The organism is Neisseria flavescens (assembly GCF_005221285.1).
Classification (GTDB): Bacteria; Pseudomonadota; Gammaproteobacteria; order Burkholderiales; family Neisseriaceae; genus Neisseria; species Neisseria flavescens.
The window spans coordinates 739,792-762,900 of record NZ_CP039886.1 but is presented as its reverse complement, the minus strand read 5'-3'; the positions used below and the strand labels follow the sequence as shown (position 1 = coordinate 762,900).

17 protein-coding genes, 7 tRNA genes and 4 pseudogenes are annotated in these 23,109 nt (G+C 48.1%); 11 read left to right on the top strand and 17 right to left on the bottom strand.

All coding sequences use genetic code 11. The features are described 5' to 3' along the window. Window positions 1-55: 55 nt before the first annotated feature. The 13 genes and pseudogenes from FAH67_RS03965 to recO all read right to left on the bottom strand — a co-directional run bounded on the left by FAH67_RS03965 (window position 56) and on the right by recO (window position 14,356). A complete protein-coding gene (locus FAH67_RS03965; RefSeq protein ID WP_039863691.1) occupies window positions 56-1,252 on the bottom strand; it encodes an acetate kinase in 1,197 nt (398 codons plus the stop codon). Window positions 1,253-1,464: 212 nt separating this feature from the next. Further along, window positions 1,465-2,634 (bottom strand): 2-methylaconitate cis-trans isomerase PrpF, encoded by a 1,170-nt coding sequence (gene prpF, locus FAH67_RS03960; RefSeq protein WP_004464330.1) that lies wholly within the window; start codon window positions 2,632-2,634, stop codon window positions 1,465-1,467. A gap of 118 nt (window positions 2,635-2,752) precedes the next feature. Beyond that, window positions 2,753-5,360, bottom strand: a pseudogene (gene acnD, locus FAH67_RS03955) (Fe/S-dependent 2-methylisocitrate dehydratase AcnD). A gap of 76 nt (window positions 5,361-5,436) precedes the next feature. Continuing rightward, the gene (locus FAH67_RS03950) at window positions 5,437-6,213 is read right to left on the bottom strand and encodes a TSUP family transporter (protein WP_115287626.1); all 777 of its coding nucleotides are present in this window, start codon (window positions 6,211-6,213) and stop codon (window positions 5,437-5,439) included. 159 nt (window positions 6,214-6,372) lie between these two features. Further along, window positions 6,373-7,528, bottom strand: a pseudogene (gene prpC / locus FAH67_RS03945) (bifunctional 2-methylcitrate synthase/citrate synthase). Window positions 7,529-7,613: 85 nt separating this feature from the next. Next, the gene (gene prpB / locus FAH67_RS03940) at window positions 7,614-8,489 is read right to left on the bottom strand and encodes a methylisocitrate lyase (RefSeq protein WP_167480507.1); all 876 of its coding nucleotides are present in this window, start codon (window positions 8,487-8,489) and stop codon (window positions 7,614-7,616) included. Between the two features lie 765 nt (window positions 8,490-9,254). After that, the gene (locus FAH67_RS03935; protein WP_004464345.1) at window positions 9,255-9,677 is read right to left on the bottom strand and encodes a hypothetical protein; all 423 of its coding nucleotides are present in this window, start codon (window positions 9,675-9,677) and stop codon (window positions 9,255-9,257) included. A 1-nt stretch (window position 9,678) separates the two neighbouring features. Beyond that, a complete protein-coding gene (locus FAH67_RS03930) occupies window positions 9,679-10,482 on the bottom strand; it encodes an NUDIX domain-containing protein (protein ID WP_172459158.1) in 804 nt (267 codons plus the stop codon). 154 nt (window positions 10,483-10,636) lie between these two features. Further along, window positions 10,637-11,014 (bottom strand): holo-ACP synthase, encoded by a 378-nt coding sequence (gene acpS, locus FAH67_RS03925; RefSeq protein WP_003686416.1) that lies wholly within the window; start codon window positions 11,012-11,014, stop codon window positions 10,637-10,639. Window positions 11,015-11,212: 198 nt separating this feature from the next. Continuing rightward, window positions 11,213-11,980, bottom strand: coding sequence for a sulfite exporter TauE/SafE family protein (locus tag FAH67_RS03915; protein ID WP_004464352.1), 768 nt, complete (start codon window positions 11,978-11,980; stop codon window positions 11,213-11,215). Between the two features lie 9 nt (window positions 11,981-11,989). Beyond that, a complete protein-coding gene (locus FAH67_RS03910) occupies window positions 11,990-12,769 on the bottom strand; it encodes a TauD/TfdA family dioxygenase (protein WP_004464355.1) in 780 nt (259 codons plus the stop codon). A gap of 46 nt (window positions 12,770-12,815) precedes the next feature. Further along, window positions 12,816-13,544, bottom strand: coding sequence for a pyridoxine 5'-phosphate synthase (gene pdxJ / locus FAH67_RS03905; RefSeq protein ID WP_004464357.1), 729 nt, complete (start codon window positions 13,542-13,544; stop codon window positions 12,816-12,818). 68 nt (window positions 13,545-13,612) lie between these two features. Then, window positions 13,613-14,356, bottom strand: coding sequence for a DNA repair protein RecO (recO, locus tag FAH67_RS03900; RefSeq protein WP_004464359.1), 744 nt, complete (start codon window positions 14,354-14,356; stop codon window positions 13,613-13,615). 140 nt (window positions 14,357-14,496) lie between these two features. On the opposite strand from recO, the pseudogene FAH67_RS03895 reads away from it, so the two are divergent. The 8 genes and pseudogenes from FAH67_RS03895 to FAH67_RS03860 all read left to right on the top strand — a co-directional run. Further along, a pseudogene (locus FAH67_RS03895) lies at window positions 14,497-15,056 on the top strand (patatin-like phospholipase domain-containing protein); the annotation flags it as partial. Between the two features lie 55 nt (window positions 15,057-15,111). Next, window positions 15,112-15,196, top strand: a tRNA-OTHER gene (locus FAH67_RS03890). 7 nt (window positions 15,197-15,203) lie between these two features. Next, window positions 15,204-15,295: transfer RNA gene (locus FAH67_RS03885), tRNA-Ser, on the top strand. 144 nt (window positions 15,296-15,439) lie between these two features. Further along, window positions 15,440-15,516, top strand: a tRNA-Arg gene (locus FAH67_RS03880). 3 nt (window positions 15,517-15,519) lie between these two features. After that, window positions 15,520-15,594 (top strand) — tRNA-Asp (locus FAH67_RS03875). 8 nt (window positions 15,595-15,602) lie between these two features. After that, window positions 15,603-15,687: transfer RNA gene (locus tag FAH67_RS03870), tRNA-Leu, on the top strand. 4 nt (window positions 15,688-15,691) lie between these two features. After that, window positions 15,692-15,768: transfer RNA gene (locus FAH67_RS03865), tRNA-Leu, on the top strand. Window positions 15,769-15,774: 6 nt separating this feature from the next. Then, a tRNA-Ile gene (locus FAH67_RS03860) sits at window positions 15,775-15,851 on the top strand. A 171-nt stretch (window positions 15,852-16,022) separates the two neighbouring features. Here the strand turns inward: FAH67_RS03860 and FAH67_RS03855 are convergent. From FAH67_RS03855 to FAH67_RS03845, 3 genes are all read right to left on the bottom strand, one after another. Then, a complete protein-coding gene (locus tag FAH67_RS03855) occupies window positions 16,023-16,952 on the bottom strand; it encodes a thymidylate synthase (RefSeq protein WP_004464364.1) in 930 nt (309 codons plus the stop codon). 114 nt (window positions 16,953-17,066) lie between these two features. Then, a complete protein-coding gene (locus FAH67_RS03850; RefSeq protein ID WP_004464366.1) occupies window positions 17,067-17,372 on the bottom strand; it encodes a hypothetical protein in 306 nt (101 codons plus the stop codon). Window positions 17,373-17,467: 95 nt separating this feature from the next. After that, window positions 17,468-18,697 (bottom strand): hypothetical protein, encoded by a 1,230-nt coding sequence (locus FAH67_RS03845; RefSeq protein ID WP_004464368.1) that lies wholly within the window; start codon window positions 18,695-18,697, stop codon window positions 17,468-17,470. 46 nt (window positions 18,698-18,743) lie between these two features. Between FAH67_RS03845 and FAH67_RS03840 the strand changes: the two are divergent. Together FAH67_RS03840 and FAH67_RS03835 are read left to right on the top strand one after the other, a co-directional pair. After that, a pseudogene (locus FAH67_RS03840) lies at window positions 18,744-19,148 on the top strand (patatin-like phospholipase family protein); the annotation flags it as partial. Window positions 19,149-19,245: 97 nt separating this feature from the next. Next, window positions 19,246-19,980: an epoxyqueuosine reductase QueH gene (locus FAH67_RS03835; RefSeq protein ID WP_004464372.1), complete on the top strand. Its 735-nt coding sequence runs from the start codon at window positions 19,246-19,248 to the stop codon at window positions 19,978-19,980. Window positions 19,981-20,031: 51 nt separating this feature from the next. Here FAH67_RS03835 and FAH67_RS03830 read toward each other — a convergent pair whose 3' ends face one another. After that, the gene (locus tag FAH67_RS03830; protein ID WP_039863731.1) at window positions 20,032-20,364 is read right to left on the bottom strand and encodes a hypothetical protein; all 333 of its coding nucleotides are present in this window, start codon (window positions 20,362-20,364) and stop codon (window positions 20,032-20,034) included. Window positions 20,365-20,769: 405 nt separating this feature from the next. On the opposite strand from FAH67_RS03830, the gene nrdA reads away from it, so the two are divergent. After that, entirely contained in the window at window positions 20,770-23,049 is a 2,280-nt protein-coding gene (nrdA, locus tag FAH67_RS03825) for a class 1a ribonucleoside-diphosphate reductase subunit alpha (RefSeq protein WP_004464375.1), read from the top strand. Window positions 23,050-23,109: the final 60 nt, after the last annotated feature.

The window sequence follows — 23,109 nt, the reverse complement described above, 5'->3', positions numbered from 1 at the left end:
GCACTTTTTATTGTATCCTGCATAGGGAGAATACTCTCCCCTATTTTACTTCTTCCTAGAGACCTGCCAATTCAGCCGTATCGTTGGCAATCATCAATTCTTCATTGGTTGGCACCACCAAAACAGCCGGGGAAGAACCTGTTGGGCTGATAATGCCCGAATTGCCGTAGCGTTTTTCCATATTGGCTTTGGTGTCGATGTGCAGACCCAAGAAATCAAGATAGGAAACGGTTTTGGCACGGATGTTACGCGAGTTTTCGCCAATACCGCCGGTAAACACGAGCGCGTCAACGCCGCCACAAGCCACAGCCATCGAAGCAATATATTTGGCAAGGCGGTAAGTCATTACTTCCAGAGCCAAACGTGCGCCTTCATGGCCTTCATCCGCAGCGATTTCCAAAGAACGGCAGTCGTTGGAGAGTTCGGAAATACCGAGCAAGCCTGATTTTTTGTTCAGCATTTCATCCACTCGGGCAACATCCAAACCAGCCTGTGAAGTCAGATAGCTGTATACGCCCGGATCGATGTCGCCGCAACGTGTACCCATTACCAAACCTTCGATCGGCGTGAAGCCCATACTGGTGTCAACGGATTTGCCGTTTTTGATGGCGGTAATGGATGCGCCGTTGCCGAGGTGGGCGACAATCATACGGATGTCTTCCAAAGGTTTGCCCAGAATCCGCGCGGCTTCAGGGGCGACGTAACGCATACTGGTACCGTGGAAACCGTAGCGGCGGAAAGCGTATTTTTTACGCAATTCGCGCGGAACGGCATAAGTGTAGGCACGCTCCGGCATGGTTTGGTGGAACGAAGTATCCATCACGCCGACATTGGGCAGACCGGGGAAATGTTCCTGTGCGGCGAGGATGCCGCTGATGTTGGCGGGGTTGTGCAGCGGCGCAAGCGGAATGCAGGCATTGAGTTCGTCCATTACGACCTGGTCGATCAAAACAGACTCGCTGTATTTTTCGCCGCCGTGGACGATGCGGTGGCCGACGGCTTTGATGCGGTCGTGCAGTTCGTGTTTTTCCAGTTCGTTCAAAAGCATACCCACCGCGCCGGCGTGGCAGTTGCGACCGGTCAGGGGAACTTGGCGTTTGTTGCCGTCTTTGCTGAACGTCATGACGGCTTCGGGCGTGGTCAGGCGTTCGCCGAGGCAGCTCAAGGCGACGCTGCCGTTTTTACGGTCGATAACGGCACCTTTGAGTGAAGAGCTGCCGCAGTTCAGAACAAGAATGAGTTGGTTGGACATGGTGTTTCTCCTTTGAATTTTTGATTGTTTTTTTGCTTCAGGCCGTCTGAAAAGAGCAAAAACATTTGAGAGCTTTCCAGATTGCCTTTGGTTTGGTGTTTAGTCAGGCTTCATACCCAATCCTAATCTCCATTGCAGGTATCACTACCTGACTAAAATCTGCTTATTTGGTTTTCAGACGGCCTTGTTTAATGCTGCGGCCGTCTGAAAACTTAAAAGCAATCTTCCGGCACTCGGACTTGTCCTTCCATAATCACGCGTGCGCTACGGCTCATGACCGCTTTGGTGGCCGTCCATTGGCCGTCCTGACATTCGGCGGCGGCACCGACACGCAGCGTACCTGACGGATGGCCGAAACGGACTTCTTTACGCGCTCCGCCTCTGGCTGCAAGGTTGACCAGCGTTCCGGGCACGGCGGCGGCGGTAGCGATGGCAACTGAAGCAGTACCCATCATGGCGTGGTGCAATTTGCCCATGCTCAGTGCGCGTACCAATAAATCTATGTCGGCAGCTTGGACGGTTTTGCCGCTGGAGGCGGTGTAATCGGCCGCGGGGGCGACAAAAGCGACTTTCGGAGTATGGGCGCGGGTGGCGGCTTCGGAAACGTCGCTGATCAAACCCATTTTCAGCGCGCCATACGCGCGGATGGTTTCAAATTTTTCCAGAGCCGCGGCATCGTTGTTGATGTCGTCTTGCAACTCTTTGCCTGTGTAGCCCAAATCTACGGCATTCAGGAAAATGGTTGGAATACCGGCATTGATAAGCGTGGCTTTCAGACGGCCTATATTCGGCACATCAATTTCATCGACCAAATTGCCGGTTGGGAACATACTGCCTTCGCCGTCGGCGGGAGCAAGAAATTCGATTTGCACTTCGGCGGCCGGAAACGTTACGCCGTCAAGCTCAAAATCGCCCGTTTCCAAAACTGCGCCGTGTTGCATCGGAACATGGGCAATAATGGTTTTGCCAATGTTTTTCTGCCAGATTTTCACCGTGCAGATACCGTCTGAAGGGATTTTGGATTTATCGACCAAACCTTGTTCGATGGCAAATGCGCCTACGGCGGCGGTGAGGTTGCCGCAGTTGCCGCTCCAATCGACAAAAGGTTTGTCGATGGAAACTTGTCCGAACAAATAATCGACATCGTGATCGGCGCGTTCGGATTTGTCCAAAATCACGGCTTTGCTGGTGGACGAACTGGCATTGCCCAAACCGTCAATCTGTTTGCCGTAAGGGTCCGGGCTGCCGAGTACGCGCAACAGGATTTTGTCGCGTGCCTCGCCTGCTTTCTGAGCAGCGGCCGGCAGATCGGTACGTTTGAAGAAAATGCCTTTAGATGTACCGCCGCGGTAGTAAACGGCTGGAATTTTAATTTGCGGCATTTCGAGTTCTCCTTTGTATTTTTTAGTATGGTTTTTTCAGACGGCCTCTCAAACATTCGAGGCCGTCTGAAAACCTTTTTGAGCGTAGCCCGGACATTTTGACGATACCCGATTTACCTTACGCTGCATTTCCTTCTAAAAAGTCTTGTGCGAAACGTTGCAACACGCCACCGGCTTCATATACCAACACTTCTTCTGCGGTATCAAGGCGGCAGGTAACCGGAACTTCGACGGTTGCGCCGTTTTTACGGTGAATCACGAGGGTCAGGTCGCAGCGCGGCGTGCGTTTGCCGACAACGTCGTAGGTTTCCGTACCGTCCAGTTGCAGGGTATGGCGGTTGGTACCCGGTTTGAACTGCAGCGGCAACACGCCCATACCGATCAAATTGGTGCGGTGGATACGCTCGAAGCCTTCGGCAACAATCGCTTCCACGCCGGCGAGACGTACGCCTTTTGCAGCCCAGTCGCGGCTTGAGCCTTGACCGTAGTCCGCGCCGGCAATGATGATGAGCGGCTGTTTGCGGTTCATATAGGTTTCGATGGCTTCCCACATACGTATGGTTTTGCCTTCGGGTTCAACGCGTGCCAGCGAACCTTGGCGTACGCTGCCGTCTTCATTTCTCACCATTTCGTTAAACAGTTTTCGGATTGGCGAAGGTTGCACGTTGGGCGGTCAAGTGGTCGCCGCGGTGGGTTGCGTAAGAGTTAAAGTCTTCTTCAGGCAAACCCATTTTTGCCAAATATTCGCCTGCAGCACTGCCGGCCAAAATCGCATTGGATGGCGAGAGGTGGTCGGTGGTGATGTTGTCGGGCAAAATCGCCAGCGGACGCATACCGCTCAATGTGCGTTCCCCTGCCAATGCGCCTTCCCAGTAAGGTGGGCGGCGGATATAGGTGGACATTGGACGCCAGTCGTACAGCGGGCTTGGTGCTTTTTGCGCTGTGCCGGTGTCGAACATCGGGATATAAACGTCGCGGAATTGTTGCGGTTTCACATATTCGGCAACGATGGCATCGATTTCTTCATCGGTAGGCCAGATGTCTTTCAGGCGGATTTCTTTGCCGTCTGCAACGCCGAGTACGTCGTTTTCAATATCGAAACGGATGCTGCCCGCGATGGCGTATGCCACCACCAGCGGAGGCGAAGCGAGGAAAGCCTGTTTCGCATACGGATGGATGCGGCCGTCAAAGTTGCGGTTGCCTGACAATACGGCGGTGGCGTACAAATCGCGGTCGATGATTTCTTTTTGGATTTTCGGATCCAGCGCGCCGCTCATGCCGTTACAGGTGGTACATGCGAAGGCAACGATACCGAAGCCGAGTTTTTCCATTTCAGGCAGCAGGCCTGCTTCTTTCAAATAGATTTCGGCTACTTTTGAACCCGGGGCAAACGAAGATTTCACCCAAGGTTTGCGTTTCAAGCCAAGACGGTTTGCATTGCGTGCCAACAGCGCGGCGGCGACAACGTTACGCGGATTGGAAGTATTGGTACACGAAGTAATCGCGGCAATAATCACTGCTCCGTCAGGCATTTGCCCGTCTGAAGGCTCTTCATAAGATTTAGCCAAGCCTTTGCTGGCCAAATCGGCGGTCGCAAAACGGGCATGCGGGTTACTTGGGCCTGCCATGTTGCGTGTTACGCTGCTCAAATCAAATTTCAAAACACGAGGATAAACGGCGGTTTTCAAGGCATCTGCCCACAAGCCTGCGGTTTTGGCATAGTTTTCCACCAATTTCACTTGCGCGTCGTCGCGGCCGGTCAGTTTCAAATAATCAATGGTTTGCTCATCAATAGCGAACATCGCGGCAGTCGCGCCGAACTCAGGGGTCATGTTGGAAATGGTGGCACGGTCGCCGATAGACAGGCTTCTTGCGCCTTCGCCGAAGAATTCGACAAATGCGCCAACCACGCGCTCTTTACGCAAGAATTCGGTCAGCGCCAACACGATGTCGGTGGCAGTAATGCCCGGCTGACGTTTGCCGGTCAGCTCCACGCCGACAATATCAGGCAGACGCATCATGGATGCACGGCCCAACATTACGGTTTCGGCTTCCAAACCGCCCACGCCTACGGAAATCACGCCCAATGAATCGACGTGTGGCGTATGTGAGTCAGTACCCACACAAGTATCAGGGAATGCCACACCGTTTTTGACTTGGACAACCGGCGACATTTTTTCCAAGTTGATTTGGTGCATAATGCCGTTGCCCGCCGGAATCACGTCCACATTTTCAAATGCTGTTTTTGTCCAGTTGATGAAGTGGAAACGGTCTTCGTTACGTCTGTCTTCGATTTCGCGGTTTTTACGGAAGGCATCAGGATCGTATCCGCCGCATTCAACTGCCAAAGAGTGGTCGACGATAAGCTGGGTTTGCACCACCGGATTCACTTTGGAAGGATCGCCGCCTTTTTCTGCAATCGCATCACGCAGACCTGCCAAATCCACCAACGCTGTCTGACCCAGAATATCGTGACACACCACGCGTGCCGGATACCAAGGGAAGTCGATTTCCTGTTTTCCCTCAATCAGCTGGCCCAGCCAGCTTTGCAGCGTAGGCAGGTCGACTTTGTCTGCGCGGTTGACCAAGTTCTCAGCCAAGATACGGCTTGTGTACGGCAGCTTGTCGTAAGAGCCCGGTTTGATGTCTTCACACGCCTGACGCGCGTCGTAATATTCCAAATCCGTACCGGGTAAAGCTTTGCGGTAACGTTGGTTGGCAGTCATGTCGGTTCTCCTAAATCTATTATTTTTTTGATTTTGGGGTTTCAGACGGCGTTTTGAAAGAGTCGTCTGAAAAGGTTTAAAACATTGAAATAATCATCTGATACAGCGGATTTCTCTCATCTGTCAACAATTTCACAGCCATCAAAATGCTGATGACAATCAGCAGCGGCTTAATCAGCTTCGAGCCAAAACGGACGGCAAATCTCGCACCTAAATTCGCACCGACCGCCATCGTTGCCGCAATCGGGAAAATAATCGAACCGTGTAGCAGGAATACCGATAGCGAACCAAGATTGCAGGCAACGTTCGCCAATTTGGTGTAAGACATCGCGTTCAACAGCTTGCAGCCGAGCAAAACGATAAAGGCAATCAGAAAAAACGAGCCGACACCTGGTCCGAACACACCGTCGTAAAAACCCAAAAGCGGTGCAACCGTCAGCCCGAATAGAAAAAAAGACATTCTGGCTTTGCCTTCCTTACTGCCGTCGAGCTTGGGCGAAAACATAAAATACAGCGCGACAAATATCAACAAAACCGGCACGACCGCCAGCAGAATATCTTTGGAAACTAAGCTGACCGATAATGCACCGACCACGCCGCCTACAAACGATGCTGCGGCAATCGGGAGACCTTTCTTCCAATCAATCAAACCTTTGCGTGCAAAAGAAACCGTAGCTGAAAACGTAGCAGCGGCTGCTTGCAGCTTGTTGGTGGCAATTGCCGACACGGGAGGAATACCTGCCAACAAGAGTGCGGGCAGCGTAATCAAACCACCCCCGCCCGCAATCGCATCGATAAATCCGGCAACCATCGCAACCAAACCCAAAGCGAGTATTATGTATAAATCTTCCATGTTTCTTATCCTGTTACTTGCGCCAATACAGGATTATCTTCTTCTATTAAGTTAAATTTTTAAACTTATTTCAGACAACCTTTCCAATCAGGCAAGGTTGTCTGAAATCCTCAGCTTTGCATACCGAAATAAAGAACAAACTGCTATTGCATTCTTCAATTATCGTTCTTCAATCCCCACGAATGCCAAATCTTCAGAGCCTGTGTAGTTTGCGCTCGGACGGATGATTTTGCCGTCTTTGCGTTGCTCGAGAACGTGTGCGCTCCAACCGGTTGTACGGGAAATTACGAACAGCGGTGTGAACATAGCGGTCGGTACGCCCAATTTTTGGTAGGAAACGGCAGAGAACCAGTCCAGATTCGGGAACATTTTTTTCTCTTCCCACATCACGCTTTCCAAGCGTTCGGCAATGTCAAAGAGGCGCATATCGCCGGTTTCTTTGCTCAAACTGCGTGCCACTTCTTTAATGACAACGTTGCGAGGGTCGGAAATGGTGTACACCGGATGACCGAAACCGATCACGATTTCTTTGCGGCCGATGCGTTCGCGGATGTCTGCTTCGGCATCGTCGGCATTGCGGTAGCGTTTTTGAATATCGTAAGCCACTTCGTTCGCGCCGCCGTGTTTCGGACCTTTCAACGCGCCGATTGCACCGGTAATGCTGGAGTACATATCAGAGCCTGTACCGGCAATCACGCGGGCGGTAAAGGTAGAAGCATTGAACTCGTGTTCTGCATACAAAATCAGTGAAACGTGCATGGCTTTGATGTGTGATTCGCTTGGGCGTTTGCCGTGCAACAGGTGCAGGAAATGACCGCCGATAGTCTCTTCGTCGCTTTCAACTTCAATGCGTTTGCCGTTGTGCGAATATTGATACCAGTACAAGAGGATGCTGCCGAGGCTGGCGATCAGTTTGTCGGCGATGTCGCGCGCTTCACTTTCCGGATGGCCTTCACGTTCAGGATGAACGCAGCCCAGCATGGATACGCCGGTACGCATCACATCCATCGGATGGGTATGTGCAGGCAGGCTTTCCAAAACTTTAATCACACGGATAGGCAGGCCGCGCATGGATTTGAGCTTGGTTTTATAAGCGGCCAGCTCGAAGTTTGTTGGGCAGATGACCGTGAATCAGCAGGTGGGCGACTTCTTCAAACTCGCATTTTTGTGCCAAATCCAAGATGTCGTAACCGCGATAGCTCAAATCGTTGCCGGTACGGCCAACGGTACACAAAGCGGTATTACCGGCCGCAACGCCTGAAAGCGCAACGGATTTCTTAGGTTTGAAGGTCGGGGTTTGAGTAGTTTCAGTCATGGTATTTCTCCTTTGTGTTTTTATGGGTTTCGGGTTTTCAGACGACCGATGCGGATTTGTTGAAAGACCGTCTGAAAGCGGTAAATCATTTTTGAAACAATTTATCCAGTTTTTGCTCGAAGGCATGATAGTTCAGATGCTCGTACAACTCGGCACGGGTTTGCATAGTGTCAACCACTGCGGCCTGAGTGCCATCGCGCATAATCGCTTCATAAACATTCAGAGCGGCTTTACTTGCTGCACGGAACGATGACAGCGGATACAGCACCAGCGACACGCCGTTTTCAGCCAGTTCGCTTTGGGTATAAAGCGGAGTAGAACCAAACTCGGTAATGTTCGCCAACACGGGCACTTTCACTGCATCTGCAAATTGGCGGTACATGTTCAAATCGGTCATGGCTTCAGGGAAAATCATGTCTGCACCCGCTTCGACACAAGCTTGGGCGCGTTCGATAGCGGCATCCAAACCTTCTACCGCCAGCGCATCGGTACGCGCCATAATCACGAAGTTCTCATCAACGCGCGCATCTACGGCAGCTTTGATACGGTCGACCATTTCATCTTTAGAAACGATGGCTTTGTTTGGACGGTGGCCGCAGCGTTTTTGCGCTACCTGATCTTCGATGTGAACCGCTGCAACACCGGTGCGTTCAAAGTTGCGAATGGTACGGACAATATTGAATGCACCGCCCCAACCCACATCGATGTCCACCAGCAAAGGCGTATCTACGTTGTCTGTAATGCGTCGCGCATCGATCAGCACATCTTCCATTGTGGTAATGCCCAAATCAGGGATACCGCAAGAGCAGGCTGCCACGCCGCCGCCGGACAGATAAATTGCTTTGAAACCGCTTTGGGTCGCCAATCGTGCAAAATAAGCATTGACGCAACCGACCACGGCAAGAGGATTCGATTCTTTCACGGCTTGGCGGAAACGTGCTCCGGCAGAGTGTTGACTCATCATATTTCTCCTTTATAGACTTTTTTCAGTATTAATCGGACGGCTCGTTTTTTTCACAACTTGAAACGAACCGTTTAAAAAGAAACAATTATTCTAAAAACTGTTTTCAGATGGCCTGTAAAAGTTCAACCATCAACCATCTGAAAATTTAAAATCAATAAATACAAATAGTTATAAAAACCAATAAATACAATAAGGCTGAAGCGGAGGCGTGCGTTTTTTAATTTTTATTAATCAATATATGAATGGCTGTTGGGGATACAGATATTTTTAAACCCGAAGCGTTTGTAGGAATGCGGAAACTGGATTCGGGTTGAGAGCCTTCAGACCGTCGGGACTGCCAATAGGCTGGCGGCGACGGGAGCGGCAGAGACGGGAGAAAATCTATAACAAGAGAGAGTGGTTTGATACAGATTCATGATGATGTTCCTTTGTAGTGCGATGTAGTTTTTATTTATGGAAACAAATTTAAAAAATAAAACCGGTCTTGTCAAACACTTTTTTCAAAAAAATTATAAAAAATTCAGTTATTAATAAATGATTTTTTTGCAACAAATGTAAAAAACGGACAGGCTGTACCACATCAAACCCATATGTGGCCTAGCTTCTGTCCGTTTTGTACTTTTGGCTGATAGTCAGAATAATTGTAAACAATCTGTCTAAAAATAATTTATAATTGATTCATTTATAAAGAACTTTTAAATATGCCGTCTGAAAAAATTAAAATTTTTGCCTTTAAATTTTCAGACGGCCTTTGCATGATGACTACTCTGCACTAAATGCCGTCTGAAAAGTCTGTTTGCCAATGGTAATGTCGGCAGTGTAATCATGGCGGCCTTCGACGCAAAACGGCAAGCGGATTTGCGCAGCCTGCCAACTTTGCGGCGATTGTTGCGTCAGGTTGTAGCGGTTGAAGCCCATGTCCATGTTTTTCATACTGAAACTGATACTGACCGCGCCCGTATTCTTCGGCACATTTTCCACTACAATATCGAAAGGCTCGTGTGTATTGATGGAGGTCACTCGCACTTTTGAACCGTCAGGCAGGACGCAGCCTTGTGTTAGACTACATTCGACTACATTCGCTTTTGACTGTTGTCGCTGCCACCAATCCAGGAGCAACAGTTTGGCCGCCGCAAACACAATCAGTAAAACAGCAGCAATCAGTAGTTTTTGATTTTTACTCATTTCAGACGGCCTCAACGTCATTATCGGTCAAAACGGCATGCACACCCATGCTCAGCCACTGTTCGCGATAAATGGAAACCATACTTTCCGGAGCAGCTGCAATCAGCGGCATAGCCACGCCTTGCGCCAAAATATCGACAACTTGCTTGGCTGCCGCTTCATTCGCCACTTTCCAAACGACAGCATCGGCATTTTGCACCTGCTGCCATTGTTCGGAGTTTTCAATAATTGGCCACACGCTGGGCGCTTCTATCGGCTTGCCTTGTTGCCAATCGGCAAAATCCAGCAATACGGCAGAGGCGGTTTGATACTGAGCCGACAGATACGGCACAACATGATATTCGCCCATGCTGTTTTGACCGCTGAAGCCGCTTTTCAGACGGCCTTGAAGCTGACGCGGAATGGATAGGGAGCGTAATAATGCGCTATTGGCAGGCAACATCGGCGCAACGGTAAAATCCCCTGCCTTTTGCCATGCCCATTTTTGCCCTTCCCTCGATTGGATTTCGCCCATCCATTGGTCGGCTTCCACCCATAAAAAATGCAGGCGTACATGTGCGTGTTCGTAGGAATGGATTTTGGTTAACCACGGCGTAGCGGCAAGGATACGGATACCGAGTTCTTCTTCAAACTCGCGTTGCAAGGCTTGAAAATCGCTTTCACCTGCCTCAACCTTGCCTCCGGCAAATTCCCAATAACCGGCATACGGTTTGCCCTCTGGACGGGAGCTGAGCAGGTAGCGGCCGTTTTTGTCGAGCAAAATACCGGCAACCACTTGCACCAATGGACGTGTGTCTTCAGTCATCATGAGCTTATTCTTATATGCGGCAGGCAGTGACACCTGCCGATTTATGCGTAAAAAAAACGATGTCGGGCCTATACGCCCGACCTTCAACAAATACCTAACCCTTCAGGCCGTCTGAAAAGGATGCTCTATTTCAGAATACTTAAATCCGGCCTTATTTTTCCGCAATGACAAAAGCCATGACAGTATCCTCTTCATCGCTCATACTGAGATGACAGCTTCGGATACCCTGCTCTTCCAGCCATTTTGTCAAAGCCGGTGCAAAAAACAATTCAGGCTTGCCCAATGCGTCATGTCCGACACCGATATTGCGGAAAGAGACTACGCCGCGTATGCCCGTACCGACGGCTTTGGCAAAAGCCTCTTTGGCGGCAAAGCGTTTGGCAAGATAATTGACCGGTTTGCCTGCCTGCGGAAATTCCAACAGCTCTTCCGGGCTGAGAATGCGTTGAGCAAACGCCAGTCCGAATTTTTTGTTCAGGCGGATAATGCGTTTGAGGGAAACAATGTCTGTGCCGATGCCGTAAATCATATTTGCGCTCCTTCGCCCTTGGTTGTGGGTAGTGATGAATGTGGTGATGAATGCCGTCAATTTCTTGGGGCGTTAAAATGGCGTGAATGTCCGCTTTTGAGGTTTTGCGGGAACAATTTTCATAGCAACCTTTTGCATTTCAAATTCTAAAACAGTGTGCCAATTATTTAATAAGGAGTTAAGCTATTTAATAATGAATTAAAGTTTGATTAAACCTGAATACCCGATTTTTAGAGCCAATACCAATAAAACAATAAAAATTAACATTTTAAAAAAATTTGGGCTAATCTTAGTCCTTAACCGAATTCCAACATACAATCCAATAACAGACAATGCGGACAGTAAAAATATTAAACCGTATTCACTCTTATTTAATAACCAATACTGGTCTCTTAGCATATATATTTGAACAATTTTCGCCAAAAGATAGCATAGATTGCTTGATTTTGCGATACGATTTTTATTCTCTGTTTCGCTAAGCAAAAATATTAACAATATGGGAGACATGGCATTGGTTGAACCGCCGATGATGCCTGCCAAAAACCCAAAAAGAACCATATTCTTATTATTGGCAACTACTTGAATATTTTTTGCTTTTGCACATACATTTAAAATACCATTGACAGAATAATACAATGTAATGATTGCCATCAGTAAAAGCAGCCAAGACACTGGAAGTATCAAAAGCAACTTCACCCCCAAAATGCTGCCAACGACGCTGCCGATAGCAAGCAATTTATAGGTTTTTAAATAATAAACAATCTCTTGCCAAAAACCTTTTTTGTTATTGCTGCATAGAACCAACAAGCTCATTAACAGGCTTGGTAATGCCACCAAGGCAACAACCTTAGACAATGGCATGATAAAAGCCAATGCGGTTGTACCGAGCATCGGAAATCCCATGCCTGTAATTCCGTGCAGTATTGCGGCAGCAATAAAAACAATAGATTGTATTATTTCTTGCATAACCGTCCTTTATACAGTAATTCTTGCTCTAATATAATGCCTGTTTTTATCCGTATAATCAGTTCTGGCATGCAAACCATTGACATTGTCAATAATAATCAAATCATCATCTTGTGCAGAAAATTCTTGAATATCACTCGCATTTTTTATAACATTTACAAGATAATCAAGTGCAAGTACCATTTCCTTTGATACTTTATTTCTATTTTCTTCAATACCTTTATAGATACAATCACTTCTAAATCTAATCATTTGTGTATTGAGCGATAAGATATTACCCCATATCACACCTTGTTTTTTATCAAATGATGTTGGTGTTTTAAATGGATATAAATTGCCCGTTAATGTTTTTAAGTGTTTTTTACCGGTTTCTGTTTTAGATAACTGATTGACAATATCTGATGAACTTAAAAATAGGGAATTACCTCCATCATTGGCTGATTTTACTACATACATAACCAAATAACTTTCCGGGTTTTCACTAAAAGATGAATCACTATGAAGTGGACATTCTCCAACATCTTCCGAGAAAGTTATATCATTATTTATTACATAGTCATCGCCGCGATATTTAATATCCCAAAATATAGATTTAAAACCATCGTCTTTGTGGTTTGTCAGCATTCCTAATTGAGATAGAAAGTCAAATAATTTCTTGTTTCTCCGGCTGCCATCAAGATGGTTTAGATTAAGACCTCGAACAATACAATACCCAATACTCTGTACTGTATTGTGAATTTCTTCTATCAAACTATTATTGTTTGCAGATAAAATATACTTTTGATTCATAATATACTCCTGTCGTGAAATGCCGTCTGAAACGGTTTGCCTGCCCTTACGGCAGCAGCCTTGCTCTGAACATCGCCTCCTTCATTTGGCGCACGGCTTCGGGCAGTCCGAGGAAGAGGGCTTGGGCAATCAGCGAATGCCCGATGTTCAGTTCGCGGATGGCGAGGATTTGAGCGATCGGCGTAACGTTGTGAATGGTCAGGCCGTGTCCGGCATTGACGACCAAACCCAAATCGCTGGCATAATGCGCGCCGTTTTGAATACGCTCGAATTGTTTCATTTGCTCGGCGTGGCTGTGCGCATCGGCATATGCGCCGGTGTGCAACTCGATAACGGGTGCGCCGACATCATAAGCGGCTTGAATTTGCGCGTTGTCGGCATCGATAAACAAGGACACGCGGATGCCTGCGTCGGTCAGGATTTTGGTGAACTCTGCCACTTTATCCTGTTGCGCCAATACGTCCAAACCGCCTTCAGTGGTCACTTCTTGACGTTTTTCCGGCACGAGGCACACATCTTCAGGCATGACGTTGAGCGCGTTTTCCAGCATTTCTTCCGTCAGCGCCATTTCCAAATTCAGGCGCGTGCGGATGGCGTTTTTAACGGCGAACACGTCCGCATCTTTAATATGGCGGCGGTCTTCACGCAAGTGCATGGTAATCAAATCTGCGCCGTGGGTTTCCGCAATCAGCGCCGCTTCGACAGGGCTGGGATAAATCGTACCACGCGCATTGCGGACGGTGGCAATATGGTCGATGTTTACGCCTAACAACATAATAATGTCCTTTCTTTAAGGTTTCAGACGGCCTGAGTCATTACCTATCAAAGGCCGTCTGAAAAAATTCAACTGCCCAAACCAAACTGTTGCAACTGCTGCAAAACCTGCCGAGATTTGATGCCTTCAGGCAAAAGGTTGTCAATCAAAAGCCGTGTCACTTTCAAAGCCTGACCGAGGCTTTCCTGATGAACGAAACTGCCTTCCCTCAAATCGATTAACGTCGCGCCCAATACGGCAACGCCCTTATTGAGCGCATGGAAACGGTCGGCCTCGGCCAAGGGCACCACAGCCTCTTCAGGCGTAAGCCAATAAGTTTCTTCACCATTGATTTCATTGCCGTTGCCGTCATGAAACAAATCGGGGGCAAAACCCAAGCGTGTCAACAGTGACCATTCAAAACGGCGCAAAGCAGCAATGTGGTTGGCCTCGCAACAAATGGTTTTCATGGTTTCCGCCAAAACATCGTAAAGCTCGGGCAACGGATCTTCGCGGACGGTCAACTTCAGCATCAACTCGTTCACATACAATCCACTGAACAAAGCCCTGCCTTGCGGCTGCGGCCACCCGCCTATCCATTCGGCGCGATGCAGGGTCTTCAACTCTTGAGAACCATACCAAGACGCACTCACCGGCACAAACGGCACCAACACGCCGCGCAATTCGCTCTGCCGTTTGCGCGCGCTTCTGGCCAACAAAGCCACCCGCCCATAACGGCGGCTGAAAGCCTCCACCCACAAGCTGCTATCGCGCCACGGGGCGGAAGCAAGCAGAAAGATAGGTTCGTGGTTGATGCGGTTGGGTTGCGCCATAAGGGTTTGGAAAGATAAAGATTGTGTCGATTATAACGGAAAATCGACGCAAAAAGGCCGTCTGAAAGTCTGCATTCTATAAAGGCCGTCTGAAAACCTTTATAATCCGTTTTGAATGAACAACCGCCTTTCCTGTGTTTATGCCAAAATTCCCTTTTAAATCCGCCCTTTCCCTACTCTCCGCAGCCCTATTATCCTGCCTGCTCGCTGGTGAAATATCAGCCTGTTGCCGGTATTGATACGGTCGACCTGCAACGCGGCTACCGCTTTGAAACCAGCCGACTTCAGCACAACGACGAAGACGATACGCTTATTGTGTTGATGTTCTCCAGTGGCGGTACGCGTGCGGCGGCCTTTCCTACACCAAAACTTCCAACGCCAAGTCGTCAAACAAGCCTTTTCCATGTCCAACCTGCCCCGACTGGCCTTGCCTGAATACGGACGCGGCGATCTGTTGCAGGAGCAGTTTGAAAACTACCTTTTCGGCAAAACCACTTTCCGCGATTTGGAAAAAAATGCCAAAGGCCCGTTTGCCATCATTTCCGCCACCGATATGGGCATAGGCGAGCGTTTCAATTTTACGCAAGAATATTTCGACCCGATGTGTATCGACTTGGGCGACTTGCGACTTGCCCGCGCCGTTGCCGCGTCAAGCTCCGTGCCTATGGTGTTTGCACCGATTACGCTCAATAACAACGGCCCCTTCATACGGGCGAGGTTGGTGGTTCAAGTCAACCTGTTGCGACCAAAACAATTGCCGGTTAGCTCAGTGGGTAGAGCGTCGCCTTTAAAATGAAAATACGGCGAAGGTCGGTGGTTCAAATCCACCATTGGCAACCAAAATATAGGAAGATTGGCAGAGTCGGTTAATGCCCCGGTTTGCTAAACCGAGAGTGTGTGAAAAACGCAGCGGAGGTTCAAGTCCTCCATCTTCCGCCAAGAAAAACATGGGCTGGTCTGGTGACTCGGCGTGGACTATCGTGACATCATAAGGTTTCTTTTGGCGAAGGGGCTTAATTGAGTAGTGGCGACGATTTTCTAGGTAATATTGGTTCGATTCCAATAGAGTCCATTTTAAAAAGTGCAATCGTAGCTCAATTGGATAGAGCAACGAGCTTCTACCTCGTAGGTTGAGGGTTCGATTCCTTCCGGTTGCGCCATTCGGTGCTGTCATCCAGCGGTTAGGATGCCTCCCTGTCTGGGAGGTCACGCGAGTTCGATTCTCGCCGACATCGCCAAACAATATCCGCGTGTGGCGAAATTAGTAAACGTAGTGGACTCAAAATCTATTGGTGAAAACCTTGTCAGTTCAAGTCTGACCGCTCAGACCATTATGCGCTTGTGATGGAATTGGTATACAAGTTGGTCTTAGAAGCCGAATTTTGTGAGTTCGAATCTCGCCGGGCGCACCATTTTTAGGGGGTATAGCTCAGTCGGTAAGAGCAGCGGACTCATAATCCGTTGGTCATCGGTTCAAGTCCGTTTGCCCCCACCAATAAAAAAAAACTGACCTAGAACAGGTCAGCTTTTTGTTTTCACGAAAAATGGCAGATTGTTGGTGGAAGACAATTTCCAAACACTGCGCGAACGTGCAATTGAGGATATTGGGCAACACTGATTGATTTGATTTGGAAAGGAGACCTGTTTTAGGTCTGCTTTTTGTTTTTTAAACACTAAACGGAATCTTGTTTTTCAATACGGGAATATCCAGTGTGTCATAGCCAAGCAATTCAAAATCGTTGACATCACAACTGTTTAGGAAAAGTAAAGCACTGTCGACATCTTCAACACCCATTCTTACACGTCCGGTCATTCGGTCAACATGTTGAAATTTGATACTGCGCGGCAATAACGGATTGGCAATCATTTCGCGCACTGCATCGACCTGATTTTCATAAATATGTGCGTTGACAATGTTATGCCGTGCATGACCGAATTTCAAACCGGTTAAAGTGCAGACCAAGTACAGCAAAAACCAACACTGAATCATGTTAAACGTCAAACCAAGCGGTACATCACAGCTTCTTTGTGTGGAAGTCAGGTACAGCGTGCCATTCACAATGGAAAACTGATGGGAATACATGCAAGGTCTCAGACATCCTTTGTCAAACACATCAGGATTCCAAAATGACCAAATCAATCCACGATTGTCTTGCCGCGCATGAATGGCACGCATAATGTCTGTAAAGGATAAACCGGTAAAGCTGTTCCCGACCGCTCCATACACCAAGCCCATATCATCCACTCCCGCTCGGTGCGGATTGGCTAACCAAGCGGGATTCTGATTAGCGTTGGCATCCCATGTTTTTGTGCCCAATTCACGGAAATCTTTGGCAGATGTGTAGCCGCGAATATAGCCTAACATCTCTGCCACTGCGGACTTCCAGTAAGAACGACGGATGGTTAGGGCGGGAAAGTCATCTGCTGTATAGGTGAATGACTGAGGATTGATGATAGTATGGCAAGCCGTGCCGGTGCGCTCATTGCGTACCAGTGGTGCGTCCAATAAATCTTTGAGCAGTTGGACGTATTGCTGTTCGGTCTTGCCGATTTGCAAGATGTTTGCGTTGGTTGTGGTCGGGGAAATGTTTTGCATGCGACAAATATTGGAAATGAAAAACTGGAACAATTCTTGAATAAATAGAAATAAAGCCACGCATTATGCGAGGCTTTTATCAATTGCATTTCGTTTTACCTGTTACCTAATTCTTCACTTCTCGCCGATTTTAATTCTCCACTTCTCATCAGTGCCGATTTTTCGGTATTCGGCATCTGTCCACGGATGGACATGGTGATTGATTCCACCCGGCAATTCGCCGAGTTCATACCGTTTTTCAGGCACACAACCTTTTCCTTGTGTGCAATACATCCACTGCCCTTTTTTATAGACCACTGTGTTTTGCGGTTTGTTTTTTGTATGCCACTCTTTGTACAGTGGCGCAGGGCGATGCGATTTGGCAAGAACAGGCGTAACAGCTAATGCCAACGAAACAGCAAGAATGACTTTTTTCAACATGATAGAACTCCATTTCTTTATCAACTTTTGATGTTTCTATTATAGCCGTCTTTTTACACCGTGCACGTTTTTTCAAAATCAAACCGACAAAAATTTTATATGGAAGGGGACTTTGGCATGACTTTATTTTGCTCTTCCGTACCGGTCTGACTTGTTTGTGGCGTTTCCAATGCTGACGGATTAACCAAGGTTTGTTCAGGTTGATGCACGACATCATAATTTATCGGCAAGCCTTTTAGTCGGCGTTGAGCCTCATAACCCTGTTGTACCGATTCCGGTTTCATTGCCATTAGTGTGGCATAAGTGAGGCTTGCCTCGTTGGTTTTATAGTTTTTATGTGTTCGACCGACATGAGCACAACGTTCCAGTAATTCTTGGGTTTTGTCGAACCCCACAATACCATACATAACCGCACCAATGTCGGCATTAGGGTCTTTCGATATTGCTTGTTTTACTTTCCGGTAATCTTCCGGTGATAAAATTTCTTTCAAATGACTATCAATAAATTGTTTCCCTATTGGCGATTGATAAGCCGATTGCAGTGTCGCGCCGGTGATGGAAAACAACTGCTTCTGTTCTTCAGACAAATTTGGGTATAGAGCGAAAAATGGTTCATAGTTATCCCGAGCTGTCTGAATATCGCGTTCAAACCGTTGACGCTCTTCAGACGGCATTGACGCAATTATTTCGAGCTTCATAGCAAGCATGATTTTATCTTGTTCGGCATCAATATCCGCATTCTGTTCCTTATTGCTGAAATATTCGTGCACATTTTCACGGAACTCCTCGTTTGCCAACAGCAACAAGGTCAACACCTTTTGCAACTTGTGCTCCGCGCTCGCGTGTTTCAGCGTGTCTTCAATGACGTGTTTCAAGGTTTCCGCATTATTTTTTGTCACGCCTTCCGACATACGTTTTTCGGCTTTCTGTTTTTTCGCCTTGTCTTTCTCGTATTCTTCTTCAAAACGCTTCAGTACGTCTTTGTTTTCATTTTGATAGGTGGAGAACGGCTGCATACGGAAATGCGGGTTGTATTGCATTTCTGCTACTGCACTACTGAAATATCCTGACATCATTTTGGCAAACGGTGTAACCAGCATTTTGCGGCCGGACAAAGGTTCGCGGTAATCGTTCGGCTCGAACAAATGGGAAACACGGACAATGGTCGCGTCATCCCAGTTGCGTGCGATTTGTTGCACATTCAAACGGAACTCGGGATTGCTGTCCAGCATTTCCAGAAAACTTTTCGGGTTGCGGCGGATGTACTCCTCCAAACCGCGAGTATCGGTAAAACCTTGTTGAAGATTTGAGTAACGGTTTGCCATGTTATGTCGGTGAATTACAGTTATAATGGATATTCTAGCCAAACTCGGTTTCCGCGATGTCGTTTCCGCCATCGTAAATATCCCGATCGACCAAAATTCGCAAGAGTCTTTGCGCCGCTTCAGGGCTTTTGTCGACCAATGGAACAAGGACAAGCAGAACGAAGACATTTATTTCTCTTTCGTCAGCCTGAATCGCAAAGACCTTCCACCGTCCCAGCTGAGGGACAAGGTATTGAATATCCCGACCAGTTTCTATCTGCCGCCGGAAGACGTGGACAACCTGCGCACCGCCGCCGCCGAACTGATGAAGCAATCGCTGGACTATCGCAACCTGCTGGCAGAATTTGCGGCACACCCCAATCCAGACACTATCTTCGCAGCCCCGCCTCCGGATACGCAAGAGTTCAAGCCATTGAACGAAAAGAAAAAGCAGGAGAAAACTGTTCCATAAAGTGCAGCTCTGTTAAAATATATGCTTCATCCTATATTTCAGACGGCCCCGATACCCAAGGCCGTCTGAAACACTTGACAATAAATAGAATCCAACCATGACCGAATTAAACACTCCCATCGTTACCGATATTGACCGCCCCATCCTCGTTCCGCCGGGCGGCCATAAAAAAGTCCTGCTTCATTCCTGCTGCGCCCCATGTTCCGGTGAAGTGATGGAAGCCATGCTTGCCAGCGGCATCGACTACACCATTTATTTTTACAACCCAAATATCCATCCGCACAAAGAATATATGTTGCGCAAAGAAGAAAATATGCGCTTTGCGGACAAATTCGGCATCCCTTTTGTCGATAAAGACGACGACTACGAAAACGACCGCAAAGAATGGTTCGCCAAAGCCAAAGGCATGGAATTCGAACCCGAACGCGGTATCCGCTGCACCATGTGTTTCGATATGCGTTTTGAAAAAGCGGCGCAATACGCCCATGAAAACGGCTTCCATGTTTTCACCAGTTCACTGGGCATTTCACGCTGGAAAGACATGAAACAGATCAACGGCTGCGGCCATCGAGCCGCCGAGCCGTATGATGACTTGGTTTATTGGGATTTCAACTGGCGCAAAGGCGGCGGCAGCGCACGCATGATTGAAATCAGCAAGCGAGAGCATTTCTACCAACAAGAATATTGCGGTTGCGCCTACTCCCTGCGCGATTCCAATGCCCACCGCAAATCGCAAGGCCGCATCCCCATCAAGCTGGGTGTATTGTATTACGGTGATGAATCCACCCAATACGAGCCTCAAGCCGAAAACAAAATTATTGTTGAGAAATAAATATCAAAGGCCGTCTGAAACATTCAGACGGCCTTTGTTTGAATCAGATGATTAACGGCGGCGGAATTTGCCGTGATCAAAATCATCAAATGCCTGATAAGCAGCTTGGCATTGAATTTTTTGCTCAGCATAAGGCAAACCGCGGAACGATTTTGCTGCTTTACGGTTTTCCCTCAACTCGGCCTTGTTGCCTTTGTAGCGATACCAAGCGGCACGACGCTCAAGGTATCTCTTACAAGCAGGATGCAATTTGTTTTTCTTCGCCTGCTGGTGTTTGCTCACGTGATGGCCATGCGGTTTGGCCGCCGCTTCAGCAGAATAAGTACCCAAGCTCAATACGGCAACCACTGCCAGTGCAGAACCTAAAGTTTTCAGTGTCAACATGATTTGCTCCCAATTCAGGTTGGATGGTTCTTCCATTATATGCCTCACCTGATGCCTCGACAAACCGCCTAATGTGTTGCATGACAGGCGAGTGTCAGCAATTACGACATTATCCTTCTTGCTTTGCAAAATTTAACACATACTCTATGCATACAGAAGCTGAATATAAATTTCTTTATTTCATAAGCCTCTAGCCAATGTTTAACCAAATGTGATGCAAATGCAAAATAATACCGAATCGCCACAAAGCCACATGAAACCTAGTCTGAGCCCTCCCCCTCCTTAATCAGCCCCCCGAAAAAAGCGCATTGTCAAGTCTAGTTAAACAAAGAAAAATACATTATATTGTGCCGTTCAAAGCAATCACATACCGTATCTTGTGTTTTTTAATGGGAAGACTGAACAATGAATGCAGCAACGAATATTAAAGTAACCAAACGCGACGGACGCTTGGAAGATATCAATTTAGACAAAATCCACCGCGTTGTTACTTGGGCGGCAGAAGGCTTACAAAACGTCTCCGTATCGCAAGTCGAGCTTAAATCACATATTCAGTTTTACAACGGTATCCGTACCGACGATATCCATGAGACCATCATCAAGGCCGCGGCCGACCTGATCTCACAAGATACGCCCGATTATCAATATCTGGCCGCCCGCCTCGCCATTTTCCATCTGCGCAAAATCGCTTATGGCGAATTCGAACCGCCCCACCTCTACGATCACGTTAAAAAACTGACCGAAGCAGGCAAATACGACCGCCATATCATCGCAGATTACAGCCGCGAAGAATTCGACGAGCTGAATGCCTATATCGACCACAGCCGCGATATGACCTTCTCTTATGCTGCCGTAAAACAGTTGGAAGGCAAATATCTGGTTCAAAACCGCGTTACCCGCCAAATTTATGAAACACCGCAGTTTTTATACATTTTGGTGGCCATGTGTCTCTTCAGCAAATATCCGAAAGAGACCCGTTTGGATTACGTCAAACGCTTTTACGATGCCGTTTCTACATTCAAAGTATCGCTGCCTACGCCTATCATGAGTGGAGTGCGTACGCCTACCCGTCAATTCTCAAGCTGCGTATTGATTGAATGTGACGACAGCCTCGACTCCATCAACGCCACCACCAGCGCAATTGTGAAATACGTTTCCCAACGCGCAGGCATCGGCATCAACGCCGGCCGTATCCGCGGCTTGGGCAGCGAAATCCGTGGCGGTGAAGCGCAACACACCGGCTGCATCCCCTTCTTCAAAATGTTCCAAGCGGCCGTTAAATCCTGCTCACAAGGCGGCGTACGCGGCGGTGCGGCAACCTTGTTCTACCCATTGTGGCACATCGAAGCCGAAAGCCTGTTGGTATTGAAAAACAACCGCGGCGTAGAAGACAACCGTATCCGCCAACTGGACTACGGCGTACAAATCAACCGCCTGCTATACACCCGTTTGATTAAAGGCGGCAACATTACCCTGTTCTCACCGAATGAAGTTCCGGGTTTGTATGATGCCTTCTTCGCCGACCAAGACGAATTTGAGCGCCTCTACACTCAATACGAGCAAGACCCAAACATCCGCAAACGCACTTTGCCGGCAACAGAATTGTTCTCCACCCTGATGCAGGAACGCGCCGGTACCGGTCGTATCTACATCCAAAACGTTGACCACTGCAACACGCACAGCCCGTTTGATCCGCGCGTTGCGTCTGTTCATCAGTCCAACTTGTGCATGGAAATCGCCCTGCCGACCAAACCGCTGGATAACATCAACGACGCAGAAGGCGAAATTGCCTTGTGTACCTTGTCTGCCTTCAACTTGGGCGCATTGAACGACTTGGACGAACTGGAAGAGCTTGCCGATTTGACCGTACGCGCACTTGATGCCCTGTTGGATTATCAAGACTATCCGGTTGCGGCCGCTCGCACCGCGACCATGAACCGCCGCACACTCGGCATCGGCGTCATCAACTACGCCTACTATCTGGCGAAAAACGGCGTACGTTACAGCGACGATTCCGCGCTTGGTCTGACCCACCGCACCTTTGAAGCCATGCAGTATTACCTGCTCAAAGCATCGGTAAACCTTGCCAAAGAATACGGCGCATGCCCGCTGTTCAACCAAACCGTTTATTCGCAAGGCAAACTGCCTATCGACACCTACAAAAAAGACTTGGACGCCGTGTGCAACGAACCTTTGCACTACGACTGGGAAAGCCTGCGCGCCGACATCGTCAAATACGGTCTGCGCAACTCTACCCTGACCGCACTCATGCCGTCTGAAACCAGCTCACAAATTGCCAATGCCACCAACGGCATCGAGCCTCCACGCGGCCTGGTCAGCGTTAAAGCATCAAAAGACGGTATTTTGAAACAAGTCGTACCGGAATTTGAAACCCTGAAAGACGCCTACGAAACCCTGTGGCAGCTTCCAGGCAACGAAGGCTACCTGAAACTCGTTGGCGTAATGCAAAAATTCGTCGATCAATCGATTTCCGCCAATACCGCCTACGACCCGAACAAATTCGAAGGCAGCAAAGTTTCCATGAAACAAATGCTGAAAGACCTGCTGACTGCCTACAAATACGGCGTCAAAACCCTGTACTACCATAACACCCGCGACGGCGCGGACGATACGCAAGCCGATATTCAAGATGACGGCTGTGCAGGTGGGGCTTGTAAGATTTAATAATATTCTATTTTTTCATATTAATGTTAAATTAAAAAATATTAGCAATGGTAACTAATA

Excerpts from the sequence above, each read along its gene's own strand:
- FAH67_RS03935 (WP_004464345.1), bottom strand. The coding sequence starts at position 9,677 with ATGAGTAAAAATCAAAAACTACTGATTGCTGCTGTTTTACTGATTGTG.
- pdxJ (WP_004464357.1), bottom strand. The coding sequence starts at position 13,544 with ATGTTGTTAGGCGTAAACATCGACCATATTGCCACCGTCCGCAATGCG.
- recO (WP_004464359.1), bottom strand. The coding sequence starts at position 14,356 with ATGGCGCAACCCAACCGCATCAACCACGAACCTATCTTTCTGCTTGCT.
- prpF (WP_004464330.1), bottom strand. The coding sequence starts at position 2,634 with ATGCCGCAAATTAAAATTCCAGCCGTTTACTACCGCGGCGGTACATCT.
- nrdA (WP_004464375.1), top strand. The coding sequence starts at position 20,770 with ATGAATGCAGCAACGAATATTAAAGTAACCAAACGCGACGGACGCTTG.
- acpS (WP_003686416.1), bottom strand. The coding sequence starts at position 11,014 with ATGATTTACGGCATCGGCACAGACATTGTTTCCCTCAAACGCATTATC.
- FAH67_RS03835 (WP_004464372.1), top strand. The coding sequence starts at position 19,246 with ATGACCGAATTAAACACTCCCATCGTTACCGATATTGACCGCCCCATC.
- FAH67_RS03910 (WP_004464355.1), bottom strand. The coding sequence starts at position 12,769 with ATGAATCAAAAGTATATTTTATCTGCAAACAATAATAGTTTGATAGAA.
- FAH67_RS03930 (WP_172459158.1), bottom strand. The coding sequence starts at position 10,482 with ATGACTGAAGACACACGTCCATTGGTGCAAGTGGTTGCCGGTATTTTG.
- FAH67_RS03830 (WP_039863731.1), bottom strand. The coding sequence starts at position 20,364 with ATGTTGACACTGAAAACTTTAGGTTCTGCACTGGCAGTGGTTGCCGTA.
- FAH67_RS03965 (WP_039863691.1), bottom strand. The coding sequence starts at position 1,252 with ATGTCCAACCAACTCATTCTTGTTCTGAACTGCGGCAGCTCTTCACTC.
- prpB (WP_167480507.1), bottom strand. The coding sequence starts at position 8,489 with ATGAGTCAACACTCTGCCGGAGCACGTTTCCGCCAAGCCGTGAAAGAA.
- FAH67_RS03845 (WP_004464368.1), bottom strand. The coding sequence starts at position 18,697 with ATGGCAAACCGTTACTCAAATCTTCAACAAGGTTTTACCGATACTCGC.
- FAH67_RS03850 (WP_004464366.1), bottom strand. The coding sequence starts at position 17,372 with ATGTTGAAAAAAGTCATTCTTGCTGTTTCGTTGGCATTAGCTGTTACG.
- FAH67_RS03915 (WP_004464352.1), bottom strand. The coding sequence starts at position 11,980 with ATGCAAGAAATAATACAATCTATTGTTTTTATTGCTGCCGCAATACTG.
- FAH67_RS03950 (WP_115287626.1), bottom strand. The coding sequence starts at position 6,213 with ATGGAAGATTTATACATAATACTCGCTTTGGGTTTGGTTGCGATGGTT.
- FAH67_RS03855 (WP_004464364.1), bottom strand. The coding sequence starts at position 16,952 with ATGCAAAACATTTCCCCGACCACAACCAACGCAAACATCTTGCAAATC.